At 65.1% G+C, this 24941-nt stretch carries 3 protein-coding genes; all 3 read left to right on the top strand.

Annotation, left to right across the window (positions count from 1 at the left end):
* Window position 1 precedes the first annotated feature (1 nt).
* Window positions 2–11110 carry a non-ribosomal peptide synthetase gene (locus tag RGM2987_RS12735; RefSeq protein ID WP_245141549.1) on the top strand — a complete coding sequence of 3703 codons (11109 nt, stop codon included), beginning with the start codon at window positions 2–4 and terminating at the stop codon, window positions 11108–11110.
* A complete protein-coding gene (locus RGM2987_RS12730; protein ID WP_245141547.1) occupies window positions 11110–23655 on the top strand; it encodes a non-ribosomal peptide synthase/polyketide synthase in 12546 nt (4181 codons plus the stop codon). Before RGM2987_RS12735 ends, RGM2987_RS12730 begins: the two co-directional genes overlap by 1 nt.
* A gap of 250 nt (window positions 23656–23905) precedes the next feature.
* Window positions 23906–24868: an alpha/beta hydrolase gene (locus tag RGM2987_RS12725; protein WP_245141543.1), complete on the top strand. Its 963-nt coding sequence runs from the start codon at window positions 23906–23908 to the stop codon at window positions 24866–24868.
* Window positions 24869–24941 lie beyond the last annotated feature (73 nt).

Genomic DNA, 24941 nt, shown 5'->3' with positions numbered 1-24941 from the left:
AATGACTCAGCTCGATAACCTGTCTCTGGTTCAGCGTTTCATTCGTTTACCGCTGGCCCAACGGCAAGCGTTTCTGCAAAAGCTCAACAGTAAAGGCATGAGCTTCGCCGCGCTGCCAATCCCGGCGATGCGCGCCGAGTTCGAGCGCCTAGATCTGTCCTACGCCCAGGAGCGCCAGTGGTTTCTCTGGCAACTGGACCGACACAGCGCGGCCTACCATGTGCCCACCGCGTTGCGCCTGCGCGGCGCCCTCGATCTGGACGCGTTGCAACGCAGCTTCGATGCCTTGCTGGCGCGTCATGAAATCTTGCGCACGGTATTTGTCGAGGATGCTGAAGGGCTTCGGCAGGTGGTTCAGGCCCGCCTGAGCCTGCCAATCGAGCCGGTGATTCTGCAGGGACCTGCGGACGATGCAGCACTCAAGACGCTGATCGATGATGAGATTGCCGGGGTGTTTGACCTGCAACTGGGGCCCTTGCTGCGGGTCAAGCTGCTGCAAATCGCTGCGCACGATCATGTGCTGGTGCTGACCCAACACCACATCATTTGCGACGGTGCCTCCGCGCAGATCATGGTCAACGACCTGGTCAAACTCTACGCGGCCCACAGCCGTGGTGAAACACCGGCCCTGGCGGCGCTGCCGATCCAGTACGCCGATTACGCGATCTGGCAACGCAAGTGGATGCTAGCCGGTGAGCTGGAGCGGCAACTGGCGTACTGGACCGAGCGCCTGGGCGATGGTGGCGAAGTCTTGCCGTTGCCCACGGACCGTCCGCGCCCCGCCGTGCAGAGTTATCGCGGCGCGCGCCTGGACCTGAGCCTCGGCCGCGAGTTGACCGAAGGTTTGAAACAGTTGGCCCAGGGCCAAGGCAGCACGCTGTTCATGGTCTTGCTGGCGTCGTTCCAGGCACTGTTGCATCGCTACAGCGGTCAGGCGGACATCCGCGTCGGCGTACCAGTGGCGAACCGTAATCGCCTGGAAACCGAAGGGCTGATCGGCTTCTTCGTCAACACCCAGGTGCTCAATGCCCAGGTGCACGGCGCGCTGTCGTTCCAGCAACTGCTGGCGCAGGTCAAGCAGGCTTCGTTGGGCGCCCAGGCGCACCAGGACTTGCCCTTCGAGCAACTGGTGCAGGCCCTCGCCCCGCAACGGCAGGCGAGTCACAGCCCGCTGTTCCAGGTGATGTTCAATCACCAGAGCGGCGGCGCGGCCCAGGCCCTGCAACTGCCGGGCTTGCAGGTCGAAAGCCTGGACTGGAGTTCCCACACTGCACAGTTCGACCTGACCCTGGACACCCACGAATCCAATGGCGGACTGGCCGCGTCCCTGAGTTACGCCACCGACCTGTTCGACGCCAACACCGTGCAGCGCATGGCCAACCACTGGCTGAACCTGCTGCACGGCATCGTCAGCGACCCGTCGCAACGCATCGGTGAACTGCCGCTACTGACCGCCGTGGAGCAACAACAGGCCATCGCCCAGTGGAACCCGGCGCCTAACGATTTCCCGAGCACCGCCTGCGTCCATCAACTGATCGCCGAACAAGCGCGGTTGCGGCCCGAGGCCATAGCCCTGCGTTTCAACGCCGAGACCCTGACCTATGGCGAACTCAACGCCCGGGCCAACCGCCGTGCCCATCAACTGATAACCCAGGGTGTTGGCCCGGATGTGCTGGTGGGGCTGGCGGTCGAGCGCGGGTTCGACATGCTGGTGGGCCTGCTGGCAATCCTCAAGGCCGGCGGCGCCTACGTGCCGCTGGATCCGAGTTATCCCCAGGAGCGCCTGGCCTACATGATGCACGACAGTGGCATCCGTTTGCTGCTGACTCAAGCATCCCTGGTTGAGCAATTACCGGTGCCGGTGGGCGTGCAAACGCTGCTGCTGGACGCGGACGTCAGCGAGTTTGCCGACAGCGATCCGCAGGTGGTGATGGACGCGTCGAACCTGGCCTACGTGATCTACACCTCCGGCTCCACCGGCCAGCCCAAGGGGACCTTGCTGCCGCACCGCAACGTCCTGCGGCTGTTCGACGCCACACAGGCCTGGTTCGGCTTTGGTCCGCAGGATGTCTGGAGCCTGTTCCATTCCTACGCCTTTGACTTCTCGGTGTGGGAGATCTTCGGTGCGCTGCTGCACGGTGGCGAACTGTTGATCGTGCCCCACGACGTCAGCCGCTCGCCGCAGGAGTTTCATGAATTGCTGTGCGAGGCCGGGGTGACGGTGCTCAACCAGACGCCTTCGGCGTTCAAGCAACTGATGCACGAGGCCTGCGCCGATAGCCGCAGTAACGCCTTGCGCTACGTAGTCTTCGGTGGCGAAGCGCTGGACGTGAAGAGCCTGCGCCCTTGGTTTGAACGCTTCGGCGATTCGGCGCCGCAATTGATCAACATGTACGGCATCACCGAAACCACGGTGCACGTGACCTACCGTCCGCTGTCCCTGGCCGACCTGGAACAGGACGCCAGCAGCCCGATTGGCGAACCCATCGCCGACCTGTCCTGGTACCTGCTGGACGGCGACTTGAATCCGGTGCCCAAAGGCTGCATCGGCGAGCTGTACGTCGGCCGCGCCGGTCTTGCCCGGGGTTATCTGAACCGCGGTGACCTGACCGCGCAGCGCTTTATCCCCGATCCGTTCGGTGCAAGCGGCGCACGGCTGTACCGCACCGGTGACCTGGCGCAGTACCGCAGCGATGGGGTGATCGAGTACGTCGGGCGCATCGACCATCAAGTGAAGATCCGTGGTTTCCGCATTGAACTGGGGGAAATCGAAGCCCGGCTCAACGCCCTTGAACCGGTGCGCGAAGCGCGGGTACTGGCCCAGGAAGGACCGAGCGGCCCGCAACTGGTGGGCTATGTGATCCCGACGTCAGGCGCTGGGGATGAAGCCAGCCTGCGCGAACAGATCAAGGCCGGGCTCAAGGCCGACCTGCCGGACTACATGGTGCCAACGCACCTGTTGTTCCTCGAACAATGGCCGTTGACCGCCAACGGCAAGCTCGACCGCAAGGCCTTGCCGCCAGCGGACGCCAGCCAGGTACAACAGGATTATCTGGCGCCGCAAAGCGAGCTGGAGCAACAGCTCGCGGCAATCTGGCAAGAAGTGCTCAAGGTCGAGCGGGTAGGGTTGAGCGACAATTTCTTCGAGCTCGGCGGCCATTCGCTGTTGGCCACGCAGATGGTCTCGCGTATCCGCCAGGTCCTCGGCCTGAACCTGCAATTGCGCCAGTTGTTCGAAGACGCCAGCCTCGCCGCCTGCGTGGCCGCGCTGGCGCCCAGCAACGCGCCACGATCAGCGAGTATTCCCCGCATTGCCCGGGACGAGGCGCGGCTGCCCCTGTCTTACGCCCAGCAACGCCAGTGGTTCCTCTGGCAGATGGAACCCCACAGCGCCGCGTACCACATTCCGGCGGCGTTGCGGATTCGCGGCACGCTGGACCTCGACGCGCTGCGCCAGAGTTTCGCCGCGCTGGTGCGCCGCCACGAAAGCCTGCGCACCACGTTCGTCCAGGTCGATGAGCAAGCCTTTCAAGTGATTCATGCCGAGCTTGATCCGCCGGTGATCCCCGAGGTTCTCGACGGCGTGGCGGGTACCACGGCGGAACAGATCCAGGCGTTCGTTCGGCGCCAGATCAGTCGGCCATTCGATCTGCAAAACGGTCCGCTGCTGCGGGTTGGCTTGTTGCAATTGGCGGCTGAGGAACAGGTGCTAGTGCTGACCCAGCACCATATCGTCTCCGATGGCTGGTCAATGCAACTGCTGGTGCAGGAATTGATCCAGCGCTATGCCGCCTACAGCCAGGGCGAGGCCCTGACGCTGGCGGAGCTGCCGATCCAGTACGCCGACTACGCGGTGTGGCAGCGCCAGTGGATGGAGGCCGGTGAGCGTGAGCGACAACTGGCCTACTGGACCGATGTGCTGGGCGGTGAGCAGCCACTGCTGGAACTGCCGACCGACCGTCCGCGCCCGGCCCGGCAGAGCTTTGCCGGTGCGCGCCTGGGCATCGACCTGGCACCGGAGTTGAACCGACAATTGCGGCAACTGGCCCAGGCCGAAGGCTGCACGCTGTTCATGGTGTTGCTGGCGTCGTTCCAGGCGCTGTTGCATCGCTACAGCGGTCAGGCGGACATTCGTGTCGGCGTGCCCATCGCCAACCGCAACCGCCTGGAAACCGAAGGGCTGATCGGCTTTTTCGTCAACACCCAGGTGCTCAAGGCCGAGGTCGACACACAGCAATCCTTCAGCGCGTTGCTGGCCCAGGTCAAGCACGCGGCCATTGGTGCCGAGGCGCACCAGGACCTGCCGTTCGAGCAATTGGTCGAGGCGCTGCGCCCCGAGCGTAACCTGAGCCACAGTCCGCTGTTCCAGGTGTTGTACAACCATCAGAGCGTCGCTCGCCAGGCACCTGCAACGCTGCCAGGGTTGATCATCGAGGCGCAGGAATGGGAAAGCCGGACCGCGCAATTCGACCTGACCCTCGACACCGTGGAGGCCGAAGGCGAACTCAGTGCCGCGTTGACCTACGCCACCGACCTGTTCGACGCCAACACCATGCAACGCATGGCCGACCACTGGCTGAACCTGCTGCACGGCATCGTCAGCGACCCGTCGCAGCGCATCGGTGAACTGCCGCTACTGACGGCCGCGGAGCAACAGCAGGCCATCGCCCAGTGGAACCCGACGCCTAACGATTTCCCGAGCACCGCCTGCGTCCATCAACTGATCGCCGAACAAGCGCGGTTGCGGCCCGAAGCGATTGCCCTGCGTTTCAACGCCGAAACCCTGACCTATGGCGAACTCAACGCCCGGGCCAACCGCCGTGCCCATCAATTGATAGCCCTGGGTGTCGGCCCCGATGTGCTGGTGGGGCTGGCGGTCGAACGTGGTTTCGACATGCTCGTGGGCCTGCTGGCGATCCTCAAGGCTGGTGGCGCCTACGTGCCGCTGGACCCGAGTTATCCCCAGGAGCGCCTGGCCTACATGATGCAGGACAGCGGCATTCGCCTGCTGCTGACCCAAGCGTCGCTGGTCGATCAATTGCCGGTGCCGGCGGGCGTGCAGACGCTGCTGCTGGACGCGGACGTCAGCGAGTTTGCCGACAGCGATCCGCAGGTGGCGATGGACGCGTCGAACCTGGCCTACGTGATCTACACCTCCGGCTCCACCGGCCAGCCCAAGGGCACCTTGCTGCCGCACCGCAACGTTCTGCGGCTGTTCGACGCCACCCAGGCCTGGTTCGGCTTTGGTCCGGAAGATGTCTGGAGTTTGTTCCATTCCTACGCTTTTGACTTCTCGGTCTGGGAGATTTTCGGTGCGCTGCTGCACGGTGGCGAGTTGTTGATCGTGCCCCACGACGTCAGCCGCTCGCCGCAGGACTTCCACAAGTTGCTGTGCGACGCCGGGGTGACGGTGCTCAACCAGACGCCTTCGGCGTTCAAGCAACTGATGCACGAGGCCTGCGCCGATAGCCGGACCAACGCCTTGCGCTACGTAGTCTTCGGTGGCGAAGCGCTGGACGTGAAGAGCCTGCGCCCTTGGTTCGAACGCTTCGGCGATTCGGCGCCGCAATTGATCAACATGTACGGCATCACCGAAACCACCGTGCACGTGACCTATCGTCCGTTGTCCCTGGCCGACCTGGAACAGGACGCCAGCAGCCCGATTGGCGAACCCATCGCCGACCTGTCCTGGTACCTGCTGGACGGCGACCTGAACCCGGTTCCGCAAGGCTGCATCGGCGAATTGTACGTTGGCCGCGCCGGTCTGGCCCGGGGTTATCTGAACCGCGGCGACCTGACCGCGCTGCGCTTTATCCCCGATCCGTTCGGCGACAGCGGCGCACGCCTGTACCGCACCGGTGACCTGGCGCAGTACCGCAGCGATGGGGTGATCGAGTACGTCGGGCGCATCGACCATCAAGTGAAGATCCGTGGTTTCCGCATCGAACTGGGGGAAATCGAAGCCCGGCTGAACGCCCTGGAGCCGGTGCGCGAAGCGCGGGTACTGGTCCAGGAAGGGCCGAGCGGCCCGCAACTGGTGGGCTATGTGATCCCGACGCCAGGTGCCGGCGACCCCGCCAGCCTGCGCGAACAGATCAAGGTCGGGCTCAAGGCCGACCTGCCGGACTACATGGTGCCGACGCACTTGCTGTTCCTCGAACAATGGCCGTTGACCGTCAATGGCAAGCTCGACCGCAAGGCCTTGCCGCCAGCGGACGCCAGCCAGGTACAACAGGATTACCTGGCGCCGCAAAGCGAGCTGGAGCAACAGCTCGCGGCAATCTGGCAAGAAGTGCTCAAGGTCGAGCGGGTAGGGCTGAACGACAACTTCTTCGAGCTCGGCGGCGATTCCATCGTCTCGATCCAGGTGGTCAGCCGCGCCCGTCAGGCGGGTATCCGTTTTACCCCGAAGGACCTGTTCCAGCACCAGACCGTGCAGTCGCTGGCCAGCGTGGCCCAGACCGGCAGCGAAGCCCACGTCATCGATCAGGCTCCGGCGCAGGGTCCGACGCCGTTGTTGCCAATCCAGCAGGCGTTTTTCGCCGAGGCGATTGCCGAGCGTCACCATTACAACCAGTCGGTGCTGCTGAAACCATCGAGCCCGTTGCAGGCCGCGTGGGTCGAGCAGGCCCTGCAAGCGTTGGTGCTGCACCACGACGCCTTGCGCCTGTCGTTCAACCAGACCGGCGCTGGCTGGAATGCCCGTCACCGCGAGCTGTCGGCGCAACGCCAGGCCTGGACGGCGGATCGCCTGCTCTGGACCGCAGAAGTGGCCGATGCGGCCGCGCTGGAGGCGCTCGCCAATCAGGCCCAGCGCAGCCTGGATCTGCAAGACGGCCCGTTGTTGCGCGGGCTTCTGGCGACGTTGGCCGATGGCAGCCAGCGCCTTTTGCTGGTAGTCCATCACCTGGCGGTGGACGGCGTGTCGTGGCGGATTCTGTTCGACGACCTGCAAACCGCCTACCACCAGTTGTTCGCCGGACAGCCGCTGCAACTGCGGGCCAGGACTTCCTCGGTCAAGGCCTTTGCCGAACAGTTGCAAGCCCATGCCCGCAGCGCCGCGTTGCAACAGCAACTGAGCTATTGGCAGGACCTGCTGCAAGACGCGCCGGCCGACTTGCCGTGCCTGGACCGTAACGCCCGCGCGCAGAACCGTCAGGCGATCACCGTGCACACGCGGCTGGACAAACAGCTGACCCGGCAACTGCTGCAAGAAGCCCCGGCGGCCTATCGCACCCAGGTCAACGACCTGTTGCTCACCGCCCTGGCCCGGGTGATGTGCCGCTGGACCGGCGAGGACAGCCTGTTGCTCCAGCTCGAGGGCCACGGTCGCGAAGAGCTGTTCGCCGGCCTTGACCTGACGCGCACCGTGGGCTGGTTCACCAGCCTGTTCCCGGTCAAGTTGGCGCCCGTCGTCGGGCTGGCGGATTCGCTCAAGTCGATCAAGCAGGTGCTGCGCACGATTCCCGACAAGGGCGTGGGCTTTGGTGCGTTGCGCTACTTGGGCGATGACGCCAGTCGCGCTGCCCTGGAACGGCTACCGGTGCCGCGCCTGACGTTCAACTACCTGGGGCAGTTCGATGCCAGCTTCGATCAGGACCAAGGCGCCTTGTTCAGCCCGGCCCAGGAAAGCCCCGGCGACGAACAGAGCCCGCTGAGCCCGTTGGGCAACTGGCTGACCCTCAACGGCCAGGTGTTCGAGGGGGCGTTGCGGCTGGGCTGGACCTTCAGCCCTGAGCAGTTCGACCGGGCGACGATCCAGCAACTGGCCGATGACTATGCCAGCGAACTGGCTGGCCTGATTGCCCATTGCTGCGATCCGCTGAACCAGGGCCTGACCCCGTCGGACGTCCCGCTGGCCGGGCTGACCCAGGTGCAGTTGGACGCACTGGGACTGTCGGCGCGCTCGGTGGACGACCTCTACCCGTTGGCGCCAATGCAGCAGGGCATGTTGTTCCACAGCCTGTACGAACAAGGCAGCGGTCATTACATCAACCAGATGTGCCTGGACATCGAAGGCCTCGATCCTCAACGCTTCGAAGCCGCCTGGCGGGCAGCGCTCGAGGCCCATGACATTCTGCGCAGCAGTTTCGTCTGGGAGCAGGGCGAACGGCCGTTGCAGGTGGTGCACAAACAGCTGCGCGTGCCGTTCACCTTGCTGGACTGGAGCGCCCGGGCCGATATCGCCCAGGCTCTGGTCGAGCGTGCGGAGAGCGAACGCGACCAGGGTTTCGATTTGGCGTGCGCGCCGCTGCTACGCCTGGTGCTGGTCAAGACCGGCCCGCAGCATTACCACCTGATCTACACCCATCACCACATCCTGATGGACGGCTGGAGCAACTCGCAGTTGCTCGGCGAGGTGCTGCAACGCTACGACGGCCAGGCCCTGGCGCGTCCGGCCGGGCGCTATCGCGACTACATCGCCTGGCTGCAAGGGCGCGATGCCGGCGCCAGCGAAAGGTTCTGGCGCGAGCAGTTGCAGGCGCTCGATGCGCCAACCCGGCTGGCTGACAACCGTTTCGAGGTCGTCCAGGCCGCCGGGCAACCTAGCCATGCAAGCCACTATCAGCGGCTGAGCGCGGCCCAGACCCAACGCCTGAGTGAGTTCGCCCGCCAGCAGAAAGTCACCCTCAACACGGTCGTCCAGGCGACCTGGCTGTTGCTGCTGCAACACTACACCGGGCACGCCACGGTGGCCTTCGGTGCCACGGTGTCCGGGCGTCCGACGGAGCTCAAGGGCGTCGAGCAGCAGATCGGCCTGTTCATCAACACCTTGCCGGTGATCGCCGGTGCGCGCGCGGAGCAATCGGTGAGTTGTCTGTTGCAGCAGATCCAGGCGCAGAACGTGGCCTTGCGCGAGCACGAACACACGCCGTTGTTCGAGATCCAGCGCTGGGCCGGACAGGGCGGCGAGGGTCTGTTCGACACCTTGCTGGTATTCGAAAACTACCCGGTGTCCCAGGCCTTGCAGGAGCAGGCGCCCTCGGGCTTGAATTTCGGCAGCGTGGCCAACCAGGAACAGACTAATTTCCCGTTGACCCTGGCCGTCAATCTAACTGACATCCTCAGCCTGCACTTCACTTATGCCCATGCTGCCTTTCCTACACACACCGTCGAGCGCCTGGCTGAGCAGGTGGCACACGTGCTCGCGCAGATGGTGAGCCTGCCGGTCGACGGCAGCGTGGGCGACCTGCAATGGCTGGACGAGGCGACGCGCCAGCGGGTACTGCACGACTGGAACGCCACCTCGGTCGAGGCACCGCAGCATCGCCACGTCCATCAGTGGATCGAAGCCCAGACCCGACTCACGCCCGACGCGGTGGCGCTGGTCTGCGAGCAGCAGACGCTCAGCTATGCCCAACTCAACGCCCAGGCCAATCGCCTGGCCCATGGGCTGATCGAGCGCGGCGTCGGCCCGGAGGTGCGGGTGGGGCTGGCAATGACCCGCTCGGTGCAGATGGTCGTCGGCTTGCTGGCGGTGCTCAAGGCCGGGGGTGCCTATGTACCGCTTGACCCGGCCTATCCACAGGATCGCCTGGCGTACATGGTCGAGGACAGCGGCATTGCCTTGTTGCTGACCGAAAGCCAGGTCCTGCCGCTGTTCGCGGGTGCTGCCGTGGCCTGCCTGTCACTCGATCAACCCGGGCAATGGCTGGACGCCTACAGCGAGCGCGATCCCGGCGTGGCGATTGACGGTGAAAACCTCGCGTACCTGATCTACACCTCCGGTTCCACCGGCAAGCCCAAGGGCGTGGGCATCCGCCACGCGGCGTTGAGCAATCACATGAACTGGATGCAGGCGTGCCTGCAACTGACGGCCGCTGACCGGGTCTTGCAAAAAACCGCCATCAGCTTCGATGCCTCGGTCTGGGAATTCTGGCTGCCGCTGATGAACGGCGCGCAACTGGTGCTGGCGCCTGCGCAACTGAACCTTGACCTGACCCGCTTGTGGGCTGAAGTGGCGCGCTGGCGCATCAGCGTGCTGCAAATGGCGCCGTCGCTGCTGCAAGCACTGATACCGCTGGCGACCCGTGACCAACTGGCCTCCCTGCGCCTGCTGCTGTGCGGTGGCGAAGCGCTCAGCGCGGACTTGTCGCACCGGGTCCTGGCGTTGTTCGATGGCGAGCTGCGCAACCTGTATGGCCCGACCGAAGCGACCATCGACACCAGCAGCCATCGGGTGGAACGCGCCATCGAGGACGCCGCCGGGCGAATCATTTCCATCGGCCGGCCGATCGATAACGTGCGCACTTATGTGCTGGACGCCGCCTTGCTACCTTGTGTGCCGGGCGCGGTGGGCGAGTTGCACATCGCAGGTTGTTCCCTGGCTCGCGGTTATCACCAGCGCCCGGCGCTCACCGCCGAGCGTTTCATTCCCGACCCGTTCGCGCACGTCCCCGGCAGTCGCCTGTACCGCACCGGAGACCTGGCGCGGCATGCCGCCGACGGTGTGATCGAGTACCTCGGTCGGATCGACCATCAAGTGAAAATCCGCGGCCTGCGCATCGAATTGGGCGAAATCGAGGCACGCCTGCACGCCGAGGCTGAGGTGCGCGACGCGGTGGTGCTGGCGCGGGAAACCGCTAACGGTGCGCAACTGGTGGCCTACCTCGTCAGCCACGACGCTTCGCTCGACGCGACAGGCCAGGGGCGCCTGGGCGAACGGCTCAAGGCGCGGCTGGCTGAGCAATTGCCGGACTTCATGGTCCCGAGCCAACTGGTGTTTCTCGAGCGGCTGCCGCTGACCGCCAACGGCAAACTTGACCGCAAGGCGCTGCCGGCGCCGGACAGCCGCGTGCTGCATTGCGCCTACCTGGCGCCGCAAAGCGAGCTGGAGCGCCAGGTTGCGACGATCTGGCAGGACGTGCTCAAGGTCGAGCAGGTCGGGCTGGGGGACAACTTCTTCGAACTGGGCGGGCATTCGCTGCTGGTGGTGAATGCGGTGTCGCGCCTGCAACTCGAACTGGGCCTGACCTTGACGCCCCAGTTGCTATTCCAATTCCCGGTGCTCGCTGCGTTTGTGGCGCAACTGGCGCCTGCCAGCGAGCAAATGAATACGTCGAAATTGAGCAAGCTTGAAGCGCTGCTCGATGAATTTGAGGAGGTTTGATGGACACCGCTGTCGCACAACGCATTGCCAGGCGCTTCATAACGCTGCCGCTGGAAAAACGTCGCTTGTACTTGCAGAAGATGCTCGAAGAGAACGTTTCCCCGGCGAACCTGCCGATTCCGCCTGTCAGTGCCGAGTTCGACAGCTTGCCGCTGTCTTTTGCCCAGGAACGCCAGTGGTTCCTCTGGCAGTTGGACCCCGACAGCGCGGCCTATCACATGCCCACGGCCCTGCGCTTGCGCGGGCCGCTGGACATCGCCGCGCTGGAGCAGAGTTTCACTGCGCTGGTGGCGCGTCACCCGAGCTTGCGCACCTGTTTCGTGAATCAAGGTGAGCGCGTCGTACAGCAGGTCCAGAACGCCGAGCCGCTGTTATTGCAAGCCGAGGTCCTGGAGTCGCTGCCGGATGAGCAGCAGTTGCGTCGGCTGATCGAAGACGAGACCCGTCAGCTGTTCGATCTGCAACAGGGGCCGCTGCTGCGCACGCGCCTGTTGCGTTTAGCCGCCGACGATCACGTGTTGATCGTGACGTTGCACCACATCATCAGCGATGGCGGGTCGATGCAGGTGATGGTCGAGGAGTTGGTCCAAGGCTACGCCGCTTTCCGCCAGGGCCAGGTCCCGCAATGGCCGGCGCTGCCGATCCAGTACGCCGACTACGCCATCTGGCAGCGGCATTGGCTGGAGGCTGGTGAGCGCGAGCGCCAGTTGCAATACTGGACCGCCCGCCTGGGCGGTCGGCAACCGGTCCTGGAGCTGCCCACCGACTTTCCTCGACCGGCGGTGATGAGCTACCGCGGCGCGCGCCTGGAACTGGCGGTCGACAAGGCGCTCGCCAATGGCCTCAAGCAAATGGCCCAGCGTGAAGGCGTCAGTCTGTTCATGATCCTGCTGGCCGCGTTCCAGGTCCTGCTGCATCGCTACAGCGGCCAGAACGACATCCGCGTGGGGGTGCCCACGGCCAACCGCAACCGGGTCGAAACCGAGCGCCTGATCGGCTTTTTCGTCAACACCCAGGTGCTCGCCAGCGACGTCCAAAGCCAGGACGCCTTCGACGCTTTGCTGCAACAGGTCAAGCACACCGCCCTCGGCGCCCAGGCCCACCAGGACTTGCCGTTCGAGCAATTGGTCGAGGCGTTGCAGCCTGAGCGCAACCTGAGCCATAGCCCGCTGTTCCAGGTCATGTTCAATCACCGGACCCAGGGTCCGGCGGGTGAGGGCCCTGTGGGTGAGCTGCGGGTCGAAGGGTTGCGTTGGGACAGCCACACCGCGCAGTTCGACCTGACCCTGGAAACCGTGGAGCACAGCGAAGGGCTTGCGGCCGCGCTGATCTATGCCAGCGATCTGTTCGAGGCGAGCACGGTGGCGCGCATGGCCGGGCATTGGCAGAACCTGTTGCGGGCGATCGTGGCCGATCCGAGCCAGCGCATCGGTGAGTTGCCGTTGCTCGATGTGGCGCAGCAACAGGCGCAGCTCGACGACTGGAATCGGGCCATCGCGCCCGCCGCCGAGGCCGGGTTCGTCCATCGACTGTTCGAGGCGCAAGCACTGCGCACCCCGGATGCTCCAGCACTGGTGATCGATGGCGAGCGCTGGAGCTACGGGCAGCTCAACGCCCGGGCCAATCAACTGGCGAGAAAACTCCAAGCCCTGGGCGTGAGCGCCGATGTGCTGGTGGGGATCTCGGTGGAGCGCAGCGCCCACATGTTGGTGGGCCTGCTGGCGATCCTCAAGGCTGGCGGCGCCTATCTGCCGCTGGACCCGGCGTTCCCCCAGGATCGCCTGGCCTACATGATCGAAGACAGTGGCATTGAGCTGCTGCTGACCCAGAGCTCATTGCGTAACCCCTGTGGGAGCGAGCTTGCTCGCGATAGCGGTGGTTCAGTCAATGGCAATGTCGGATGTGCCGACGCCATCGCGAGCGAGCTCGCTCCCACAGGGGCCGGTGTCGGCGTCAGTACATTGGTATTGGATCAGGACGGTGACTGGCTCGACGGCTATGCCTGCGACGACCTGGCGACGCGCCTCGATCCCGAGCACCTGGCCTACGCGATCTACACCTCCGGTTCCACCGGCAAGCCCAAGGGCGTGATGGTGCGCCATGGTGCGCTGGGCAACTTTGTCGCGAGCATGGCCAAGGCACCGGGCATGACGGCCGAGGATCGGGCGTTGTCGCTGACCACGTTCTCTTTCGACATTTTCGGCCTGGAAATCTATGTGCCGTTGATGGTCGGCGCGTGCATCGTGCTGACCGGCCAGGACGTGGCCCAGGATCCCTATGCGGTGCTGGCATTGATCGAAGCCGAGCAGGTCAACGTGGTGCAGGCCACGCCATCGACCTGGCGCATGCTGCTGGACAACGAAAACGCCGATGGCCTGCGCGGCTGCAAATGCTTGTGCGGGGGCGAGGCATTGCCCCGGGACCTGGCGGTGCGCCTGCTCGCCCTCGGTGGCGAGGTGTGGAACCTCTATGGCCCGACGGAAACCACCATCTGGTCGGCCCTGCATCCGCTGCGCAGCGCGGATGCGCAACCCTGGCTGGGCGGGCCGATTGCCAACACCTCGCTGTACATCGTCGGCGCCGACCTGATGCCGGTGCCCCAGGGCGTCGCCGGTGAGTTGCTGATCGGTGGCGAGGGCCTGGCCCGTGGTTACTTCCAGCGCCCGGCATTGACCGCCGAACGCTTCGTGCCGCATCCGTTCCGGGCCGGCGAACGGCTCTACCGCACCGGTGACCTGGCGCGCCATCGGCATCAGGTCGGCGCCGACGGGTTGTTCGAATACCTGGGGCGCATCGACCATCAGGTGAAGATCCGTGGGTTCCGTATCGAACTAGGGGAAATCGAAGCGCGCCTGCTGGAACAGGACAACGTGCGTGAAGCCGCGGTGCTGGCTCAGGACGCGCCCGGTGGGCCAGTGCTGGTGGGCTACGTGGTACCAGAGGTCGAACCGCAGGCCCTGGACCCCGACCAGCAAGGCGCCATGCGCGACAACCTGATCGCCCGGCTCAAGGTCAACCTGCCCGATTACATGGTGCCGACGCACCTGGTGCTGCTGCCGCGCTTCCCGCTGACGCCCAACGGCAAGTTGGACCGTAAACAGCTGCCCCGACCCGATGCCAGTCAATGGCAGAAAACCTATGTCGCCCCGGTCACGCCCCGGCAGCAGGCCGTGGCGGCGATCTGGGCCGAGGTGCTCAAGGTGCCTCGGGTCGGCCTGGAGGACAATTTCTTCGACCTCGGCGGGCATTCGTTGCTCGCCACGCAAGTGACGTCGCGCATCCGCCAGCAATTGCAGCTCCAGGTGCCGTTGCGCCTGTTGTTCGCCCACGACAGCCTGCAAGGGTTTGTCGAAGCCATGGACAGCGCGTCGGCGAGCGCAGAGTCGAGCATCCCGCGCATGGCCCGGGAGCAACCGCTGGCCTTGTCCTACGCCCAGCAACGCCAGTGGTTCCTGTGGCAGCTGGAACCGAGCAGCAGCGCCTATCACATTCCTGCGGCACTGCGTCTGCGCGGCAGCCTCGACCGCGAGGCCCTGCAACACAGCTTCGACGCGTTGGTGGCGCGTCACGAGAGCCTGCGGACCCGATTCCTGCTGGAGAACGAACGGCCGGTGCAACGCATCGATCCAGCTGCACCCGTTTCCCTGGTCATTGAACCAGCACCAGCGGCCCTCGACGCGGACGTCTTGCGCGGCCTGATCGAGGCCGAGACGCGACAGCCGTTCGATCTGCAACGTGGGCCCTTGCTGCGGGTCAAGCTGCTGCAACTGGCGGCCGATGACCATGTATTGATCCTGACCCAGCACCACATCGTCTCCGATGCCTGGTCGATGCAGGTCATGGTCGACGACTTGCTGCGGCTGTACGCCGGGTTCAGCCAGGGCCAGGCGCCGGAGCTGGCTCCGTTGCCGATCCAGTACGCCGACTTCGCTCACTGGCAACGGCAATGGCTGGAGGAGGGGGAGCAGCAGCGCCAACTTGATTACTGGCTCGGGCAATTGGGCGGCGAGCAGCCGATTCTTGAGTTGCCGACCGACCGGCCGCGTCCGGTGCAACAGAGCTATCGCGGCGCACGCCTGCCCATCGTGATCGAGCCAGCCCTGGCCGAGGGTCTCAAGCGCTTGGCCCAGCAGCACGGCAGCACGCTGTTCATGCTGTTGCTCGCGACCTTCCAAACGTTGCTGCACCGCTACAGCGGTCAGAACGACATCCGCGTCGGCGTGCCGGTCGCCAACCGCAATCGAGTGGAAACCGAGCGTTTGCTGGGTTTCTTCGTCAACACCCAGGTGCTCAAGGCCGACATCGAAGGCAACCTCGGCTTCGACCAGTTGCTGCGTCAGGTCAAGCAACGGGCACTCGGTGCACAGGCCCATCAGGACCTGCCGTTCGAGCAATTGGTGGAGCTGCTGGCCCCGGCCCGCAACCTGAGCCACACGCCGCTGTTCCAGGTGATGTTCAACCATGCCAGCGAGGTTCGCCGCGATCTCGCGGCATTGCCCGGCTTGAGCCTGGAGCAACTGACCTGGGACAGCGGCACGGCACAGTTCGACCTGGCCCTGGACACCTTCGAGTACGCCGAAGGCCTCGGCGCGGCGCTGACCTATGCCAGCGACCTGTTCGAACCGGCCACCGTCGCCCGCCTGGCAGAGCACTGGCTGAACCTGCTGCGGGCGATTGTCGCCAACCCGGCCCAGCGCATCGGCGAACTGCCGATGCTCGACGGCGCACAGCGGCGACTGATCGTCCAGGACTGGAACCGCACCCGGGCCGATTATCCGAATCACATACCGGTCCATCAGTTGATCGAAGCCCAGGTCGAGCGTGCGCCTCAGGCCGAGGCGTTGGTGTTCGACGGGCAAGCGTTGAGCTACGCCGAACTCAATGCCCGCGCCAACCGCCTGGCCCATGGCCTGATCGAACGCGGCATCGGCCCGGATGTACTGGTGGGCATTTGCGTGCACCGCAGCGTGGAAATGGTCGTCGGGCTGCTGGCGATCCTCAAGGCCGGTGGCGCCTATGTGCCGCTGGACCCGGAGTATCCACCGGAGCGCCTGGCCTACATGATCGAGGACAGTGGCATCGAATGGTTGCTGACCCAAGGTTTGTTGCTTGACCAGCTACCACTGTCCTGTGGGAGCGAGCTTGCTCGCGATAGCGGTGGTTCAGTCAATGATGATGTTGAGGGTGCCGACGCCATCGCGAGCAAGCTCGCTCCCACAGGGGGTGGTCTCAAGACCTTGGTGCTGGATGGGAATGACGATTGGCTGCGGGACTATCCTACCGACAATCCACCGGCCCGGGCGGTGGCGCAGAACCTCGCTTATGTGATCTACACCTCAGGCTCCACCGGCAGGCCCAAAGGCGCGGGCAACAGTCATGGGGCGTTGACCAACCGCCTGTGCTGGATGCAACAGGCCTATGAGCTGGGTGCCGGCGACAGCGTCCTGCAAAAGACCCCGTTCAGTTTCGACGTGTCGGTCTGGGAATTCTTCTGGCCGTTGATGACCGGCGTGCGCCTGGTGGTCGCGGCACCGGGCGATCATCGCGATCCGCAGAAGCTGGTCAGCCTGATCGAGCGCGAAAGCATCACCACCCTGCATTTCGTGCCGTCGATGTTGCAAGCGTTCATGCTCGATGCCAGCGTCAGCCGTTGCACCAGCCTGACCCGCATCGTCTGTAGCGGCGAAGCCCTGCCGGTGGATGCCCAGCAGCAGGTGTTCGCCAAATTGCCGAAGGCCAACCTGTACAACCTGTACGGCCCGACCGAAGCGGCCATCGACGTGACCCATTGGACCTGCCGCGATGAAGGCCGCGATGCGGTGCCGATTGGCGAGCCGATCGGCAACCTGATGACCTACATCCTCGACGACGAATTGAACCCGGTGCCGAGCGGCGTCAATGGTGAGCTGTACCTCAGCGGCCAGGGACTGGCGCGCGGTTACCATCGGCGTCCCGAACTGACGGCCGAGCGTTTCGTCGTCAGCCCGTTCGTGGCGGGCGAGCGCCTGTACCGCACCGGTGACCTGGCGCGCTATCGCCCCAACGGCGTGATCGAATACATCGGCCGCATCGACCATCAGGTCAAGGTCCGTGGTTTTCGCATTGAACTGGGGGAAATCGAAGCGCGCCTGCTGGAGTACGCCGCCGTGCGGGAAGCGGTGGTGGTCGCCCAGGACAGCCCGAGCGGCAAGGTCCTGAGCGGCTACGTGGTCGGCAGCGCGAGCGAGGCCCGCGACTGGCCCGAGCTGCGCGAGGTGCTGTTGGCCCATCTACGCCTGACCCTGCCGGAGCACATGGTGCCGACGCACCTGAGCCTGCTGGACCAGATGCCGCTGAGCCCGAACGGCAAGCTCGACCGCAAGGCGCTGCCAGCGCCGGACCTGGCCCCGTTGCAACAGGACTTCACGGCGCCGGTCAACGCCACTGAACAAGCGCTGGCGCAGATCTGGCAGGCGGTGCTCGGCGTGGCCCGGGTCGGCACCGCCGACAACTTCTTCGCCCTGGGCGGCGATTCGATCAACGCGATCCAGGTGGTCAGCCGTGCGCGGCAACAAGGCATCGGCCTGACGCCCAAGGACCTGTTCCTGCACCAGAACATCCAGGCCCTGGCCCGGGTCGCCATCGCCAGCGATGACGGCGCCATCGATCAAGGCCCGGTCACCGGTGACAGTCATCTGCTGCCGATGCAGCACTGGTTCTTCGCCAGCGACATCCCGCACCGCGAGCACTGGAACCAGTCGGTGATGCTGACGCCACGTGAACCACTGGACGTGGCCTGCCTGCGCCAGGCGCTCGGGCAGGTGCTGGCCCAGCATGATGCGCTGCGCCTGCGCTTCACCCAGGCGAGCGACGGTCGCTGGCACGCCAGTCACCAAGTGCTGGGCGAGCAGGTGCCGGACCTCTGGCTGCGCAGCGCAGAGAACGCCGATGAGATCCTGGCCATCGCCGAGCAGGCGCAACGCAGCCTCGACCTGCAACAGGGGCCGTTGCTGCGGTGCAGCCTGATCGCGGTGCAGGACGGCAGTTCCCGCCTGCACCTGGCGATCCACCACCTGGTGGTGGACGGTGTGTCGTGGCGGGTGCTGTTGGAAGACCTGCAAACCGCCTACCGACAACTGCTCGCCCAGCAGCCGGTTGCCCTGCCGGCCAAGACCACCGCGTTCCAGGCCTGGGCCGCGCAGTTGCAGGATTACGCACGCAGCGAGCCGTTGCAGCGGGAACTGGCCTATTGGACCGGGCAACTCGACCAACCCTTGCCGCCGTTGCCACGGGCCCGCCCGGAAGGCAGCCAGGCCTCGCGGCATGGCCGTTCGGTCAGCACGCGGCTGGACGCCGCGCAGACCCAGCGCCTGCTCAAGCAGGCGCCAACGGCCTATCGGACCCAGGTCAATGACCTGCTGCTGTGCGCCCTGGCCCAGGTGATCTGCCGGTGGACGGCGCAGCCGGCGTGCCTGGTACAGCTTGAAGGCCATGGCCGCGAGGAACTGTTCGACGGCGTCGACCTGAGCCGCACCGTGGGCTGGTTCACCAGCCTATTCCCGGTGATGCTGACCCCATCGGCCGACCTGGGCGATTCGATCAAGCGGGTCAAGGAGCAACTGCGCGCAGTGCCGAACAAGGGCCTGGGCTATGGCGTGCTGCGTTACCTGGGCACTGAAGAAAGCCAGCAGCGCCTGGCGAAGCTGCCCGAGGCGCGAATTACCTTCAACTACCTCGGGCAGTTCGACCAGAGTTTCGATGAACAGGCGCTGTTCGTGCCGAGTGAAGAGGGCAGTGGCGCCGGTCACGGCGATGACGTCGCGCTGAGCAACTGGCTGACCATCAACGGTCGGGTGTTCAACGGCGAACTGTCCCTGGACTGGACCTTCAGTCGCGATGTCTTCGACGAAGCCACGCTCCAGCAATTGGCCGATGCCTACGCCGTGGCGTTGCAGCACCTGATCGACCATTGCTGCACCGAAGAGTCCCGGGGCCTGACCCCTTCGGACTTCCCGCTGGCCCGCCTGACCCAGGCACAACTGGACCGGCTGCCGGTGCCCGTGGCGCAGATCGAGGACATCTACCCGCTGTCGCCGATGCAGGATGGCATGTTGTTCCACACCCTGGCCGACGACAGCAGTGGCCTGTACATCAACCAGATCAGCCTGCCGGTGCAGGGCCTGGACACCGAACGTTTCGCCCGTGCCTGGGCCTCGGTGATCGAGCGCGAAGACATCCTGCGCACCAGTTTCCACTGGCAGGATGGCCTGGGCGCGCCGGTGCAGGTCGTCCATCGCCAGGTCGAGCTGCCGTTGCAGGTCGAGGACTGGCGCTCGCGAGACAGCAGCGACCAGGACAGCAGCGACCAGGACAGCATCGAGCAGGCCATCAGCGAACGGGCCGCCGCCGATTACCTGGCCGGTTTCGACCTGAGCCAGGCACCGTTGCAACGGGTACTGCTGCTGCGCCTGGAAGACGACCGCTACCAGATGATCTGGACCTGTCACCACATCCTGATGGATGGCTGGAGCAGTTCGCGGTTGTTTGGCGAGGTGCTGCAGTTCTATGCCCACGGGCAGGTGCAAAGCCGTAACGGGCGTTACCGCGAGTTCATCCAGTGGCTGCAACGCCAGGACCAGGGCGCACTGGAGCATTTCTGGCGCGGCCGGCTCCAGGTGCTGGAGCAACCGACCTCGCTCAATCAGGCGATGTACCCGCGCCACGTCGAGGCGCTGCCGGGGCACCAAGCGCTGTATTCCCATTGGGACGCCGGGCAGACCGAGCGCTTGCAGCAAGCTTGCCGGGCTTTGCACATCACCCCCAACACCTTGATCCAGGGCGCATGGCTGCTGTTGTTGCAACGCTTCACCGGGCAGGACACCGTGGTCTTCGGCGCGACCGTCGCCGGGCGCCCGGCGGGGTTGGCCAATGCCGACAACATTCTGGGTCTGTTCATCAACACGCTACCGGTGATCCAGACCCTGGACCCTCGACAACCTCTGGACCAATGGTTGCAGCAGTTGCAGGCCTACAACCTGGACCTGCGTGAGCACGCCCATGCGCCGCTGGCGGATATCCAGCGCTGGTCCGGGCTGGGTGGGCAAGGGTTGTTCGACAGCATCATCGTGTTCGAGAACTACCCGATCGATGAGCGCCTGGGGGACCAGCAGGACACCGGGCTGAGCTTCGGCGAGTCACGTAACCATGACGTGACCAACTTCCCGATGGACCTGGCGGTCAACCTCGGTGAGCAGTTGTCCATCGAGTACCTGTTCCTGCGCAACGCCTTCAGCGTCGAAGCCGTGGAGCAGATCCGCCGCTGCCTGGAAGACACTCTGGAGGCGATGATCAAAGCGCCCCAGGCGCGGCTGGGCAACCTGCAACGCCTGTCGGCTCAACAGTGGCAAGCCTTCGAGCAATGGAGCGCCGCGCCCGGCGCCGATTATCAGGCGCAGTTGTTGCCGGAGCTGATCAGCCGTCATGCGCTGGCGCGTCCGCAGGCCACGGCGCTGGTGTGTGGCGAGCAGACCCTGAGCCATGGCGAGCTGGAACGGCGGGCCAATCGCCTGGCGCAGCGCTTGATCGAGCTCGGCGCCGGCCCGGAAGTGGTGGTCGGCGTGGCCCTGGAGCGCTCGGTGGAGATGGTCGTGGCGCTGCTGGCGGTGATGAAAAGCGGTTCGGCTTATGTGCCGCTGGATATCGACTATCCCCCTGAGCGCCTGGCGTTCATGATCGACGACTCGGCCATGGCGCTGTTGCTGACTCACAGTCACGTCCAGGCGCGCCTGCCGAATGTCGAAGGCCTGGCGCACCTGGCCATCGACACGTTCGACGGCCATGGCTACAGCGAGCTAGCGCCGCGCAGCGGTGTGCTCGGCGATAATTTGGCCTACCTGATCTACACCTCCGGTTCCACCGGTCGGCCCAAAGGCGTCGCTGTCGCCCACGGTCCGATGAGCATGCATTGCCAGGCCATCGCCGCGCTGTATGACATGGACGAACACACCCGCGAGCTGCATTTCATGTCGTTCGCCTTTGACGGGGCCCACGAGCGCTGGTTGAGCACGCTGTTGAGCGGCGGCACCCTGGTGATCCGGGATGGGGCGCTGTGGACCCCGGAGCAGACCTTTGATGCCTTGCACCGACATGGCATCACCATCGCCTGTTTCCCGCCGGCCTACCTCAAGCAGTTGGCCGAATACGCCACCAACAGCCGGCTGGCGCCGCCGGTGCGGGTGTACTGCTTTGGTGGCGACGCGGTTCCGGAACAGACCTTCGAACAAGTGAAAGCCGCGCTGCGTCCGCAGTTCTTCACCAACGGCTACGGTCCGACGGAGACCGTGGTCACGCCGATGCTGTGGAAGGTGCCGGCCAGCCAGCGCTGCGAAGCGGCCTATGCGCCCATCGGCCGGGCGGTGGGCGAGCGTGCCTTGTATGTGCTGGACGAGAGCCTCAACCCGCTGCCGCCGGGCATTGCCGGTGAGCTGTACATCGGCGGCCAGGGCATCGCCCGTGGCTATCATCGCCGGGCCGACCTGAGTGCCGAGCGTTTCGTACCGGACCCGTTCGGCCAGCCGGGTGATCGGCTGTACCGCAGCGGCGACCTGGTGCGTCAGCGGGCCGACGGGGTGCTCGATTACGTGGGACGCATCGACCATCAGATCAAGGTTCGCGGTTTCCGTATCGAACTGGGCGAGGTCGAGGCCAGCCTGCGGCAACAGGCAGACGTCAGCGACGCCGTGGTGATCGCTCGGGACGGTGCCTCGGGCAAGCAACTGATCGGCTACGTGGTGACACCCGACGGTGTGGCCATCGGCGATCAACTTAAAGCTGACCTGCGTGCGCAGTTGCCGGACTACATGGTGCCGGCGCAGATCATCTGCCTGGAGGCGTTGCCGGTGACCCCCAACGGCAAACTGGATCGCCGGGCCCTGCCGGAGCCGGAGTTCAAGAGCGCCGAGTATGTGCCCGGACGCACACGCGACGAGCAGTTGTTGGCGCAGATCTGGGCGCAGGTGTTGCAGGTCGAGCGGGTCGGCATCACCGACAACTTCTTCGAGCTGGGGGGCGATTCGATTCTCAGCCTGCAAGTGGTGTCGCGGGTGCGCAATCACCCGGAACTGAAGATGGACCTCAAGTTGCGCGACCTGATGCGCGGCCAGACCATCGAGGCGATTTTCCAACAGCGCGAGCGCACGGTTTCGGCGGTCGTCGAGGACGTGACCCAGGTCGCGGTCGAGGGCCAGTTCAACCTCATCCCGATCCAGCAGTGGCTGTTCGACCAGCACATGAGCGAGCCGCATCATTACAACCAGGCGCTGATGCTGCGGGCCCGCCAGGCCTTGAACCTGACGGCGCTGGAACTGGCGCTGCGGGGCATGATGCAGCAACACGACGCCCTGCGTTTGCGCTTCAGCGAAGTGGGCGGGCGCTACCTGCAACACTATCAGTCGCTGGCCGAGACCCAGGCGCAGTGGGCGAGCGAACCGTTGCTGTGGCAACACCAGGTGGCGGATGAAGCCGAGCTCGAGTTGTACGCCGAGCAGGTGCAACGCAGCCTCGACCTGCACAATGGGCCGCTGTGGCGCACCGCCCATGTCACCTTGGGCAATGGTGAGATCCGCGTGCTGATGGTCATCCATCACCTGGTCATCGACACGGTGTCGTGGCGTGTACTGCTGCAAGACTTGCAGACTGCCTATGAGGCCTACAGCGATGGCCGCACGCCGAATCTGCCGATCCGCACCAGCAGCTACCGGGCCTGGGCCGAGGGGCTGCGTGCCTACGCGGCGGATTTCGATGCGCAGGAAAAAGCCTGGTGGCTGGCACAGCTCGATCAACCGGGCAGCGAACTGCCGTGCGACAACCCCCGTGGCAAGAACCAGGTGCAGTTCCAGTCGGTGGCGTACCTGAACCTGTCGGAGCTGCATACCCAGCAACTGCTCAAACAGGTGCCAGCGGTCTACCAGACGCAGATCAACGACGTGCTGCTGACAGCGCTGAGCCGGGTGCTGTGCCGTTGGAGCGAGCAGGCTTCGGTGCTGATCCAGCTCGAAGGCCATGGCCGTGAGGACCTGCTCCGGGACATCGACCTGAGCCGGACCGTGGGCTGGTTCACCAGCATGTTCCCGGTGCGCTTGAGCCCGTCCCCTGACGCCGACATCGGCACCTCGGTGCGTGCGGTGCAACGGCAGTTGGCCGCCGTGCCGAACAAGGGCCTGGGGTACGGGGTGTTGCGGCACATGAGCGGTGAGCAGATGGCCGATACCCTGGGCCGGGCGCCACAGGCCCGGGTGACGTTCAACTACCTGGGGCAGTTCGACCAGAGCTTCGACGACAAGGCGCTGCTGGTGCCGGCCGCCGAAAGCTACGGCAGCTGCTACAGCCCCCACGCGGCATTGGGCAACTGGCTGGAAGTGGTGGGGCAGGTGTACGACGGGCGACTGGCCCTGCGCTGCGTGTTCAGCAAACGCCGCTATCGCGCCGAGACCGTCGAGCGCCTGATGCGCGAGTACCAGGCGGAGCTGGAGGCGCTGATCGAGCATTGTGTGGAGCAGGCGGCCTGAATCCAGGCGCGGGTTTATTGTTTAACCAGGATGAGCCCGCCGGGCGCAGTAACTGTGGCACTGCCAGGCGCAGTATCTATGGCACTGCCAGGCGCATACCGTGGCGAGGGAGCTTGCTCCCGCTGGGGCGCGAAGCGGCCCCCAGCTTTTTGCGGCTGCTGCGCAGCCGAGCGGGAGCAAGCTCCCTCGCAACAGGGGGTTGGTGTCAATCCTGGTCTTTTATCCATGGCTATTTCATAAGGAAACTGTGATGTCCTTGCATCCGGAACTCAACGCCTTCCTCGACCTGGCCGACCAAAGCCAGACGGACGGCGCCGGGCCGTTTCACCTCTCGACGCCGGCCCAGGCCCGTGAAGCGTTCGAGCGCACCACCGTGCAGTTGCGCTGGGGCGCCCCGGCGGATGTGCAATGCGCGGCCCACGAATGTGTCGCACGGGACGGTGCGCCGCTGACGCTGCGGTTGTATCGACCTGCCACGGCGACAGCCTGGGTGTTGCCGGTGCTGGTGTACTTTCACGGCGGCGGCTACGTGGTCGGCAGTCTCGATTCCCATGACGGGGTCTGCCGCGAATTCTGCGCACGCACGCCCTGCGCGGTGTTGTCGGTGGGCTATCGGCTGGCCCCCGAGCACCGGTTCCCGACGCCACTGAACGACGGCGCCGATGCCCTGGCCTGGCTTGCGCAACAGGCCCGTGCCGAAGGCCTGGACATCAGCCGCGTGGCCTTGGGCGGTGACAGTGCTGGTGCGACCCTGGCAACCGTGCTGGCGCTGCAATCGGCGCTGGAGCCGGGCGCGCTGGCAGTCACGCCATGCTTCCAACTGTTGTGTTATCCGGTGACCGACGCCTCGACCAGCAGCCCCTCCACCGAACTGTTCGGCGAAGGCTATCTGCTGGAAAGCCAAACCCTGGAATGGTTCTACCGGCACTACGCCAACGAGCCGGCTGATCGCCTGGACTGGCGCTTTTCACCGTTGCTGGCCGAGGCACACCCACGCATGGCTCGCGCCCTGATCGCCCTGGCCGGGCATGACCCCTTGCTCGATGAAGGCCGCGCCTATGCCCGGCATTTGCAGGCGCAGGGCGTTGCGGTGGAAGTGATCGAGTACAGCGCACTGATCCACGATTTCCTGCGCTTGCAGAGCGTGGTGCCGGAGATCAATGAGGTGTATGGGCAGTTGAGCGAGGCGCTTCGGACTGCGCTGAATCCTTAAGACAACACACCGCCCTTGTGGGAGCGGGCTTGCTCGCGAATGCGGCGTGTCAGGAATGAGGATTCAGCTGACA

The sequence above is a fragment of the Pseudomonas sp. RGM2987 genome (genome assembly GCF_022952855.1).
Taxonomy (GTDB): Bacteria; Pseudomonadota; Gammaproteobacteria; order Pseudomonadales; family Pseudomonadaceae; genus Aquipseudomonas.
Note: the sequence above shows the minus strand (reverse complement) of the source record. Positions and strands in the feature narration are given on the sequence as shown.

Coding starts and splice junctions, on each gene's coding strand:
- RGM2987_RS12735 (WP_245141549.1), top strand. CDS start 2: ATGACTCAGCTCGATAACCTGTCTCTGGTTCAGCGTTTCATTCGTTTA.
- RGM2987_RS12725 (WP_245141543.1), top strand. CDS start 23,906: ATGTCCTTGCATCCGGAACTCAACGCCTTCCTCGACCTGGCCGACCAA.
- RGM2987_RS12730 (WP_245141547.1), top strand. CDS start 11,110: ATGGACACCGCTGTCGCACAACGCATTGCCAGGCGCTTCATAACGCTG.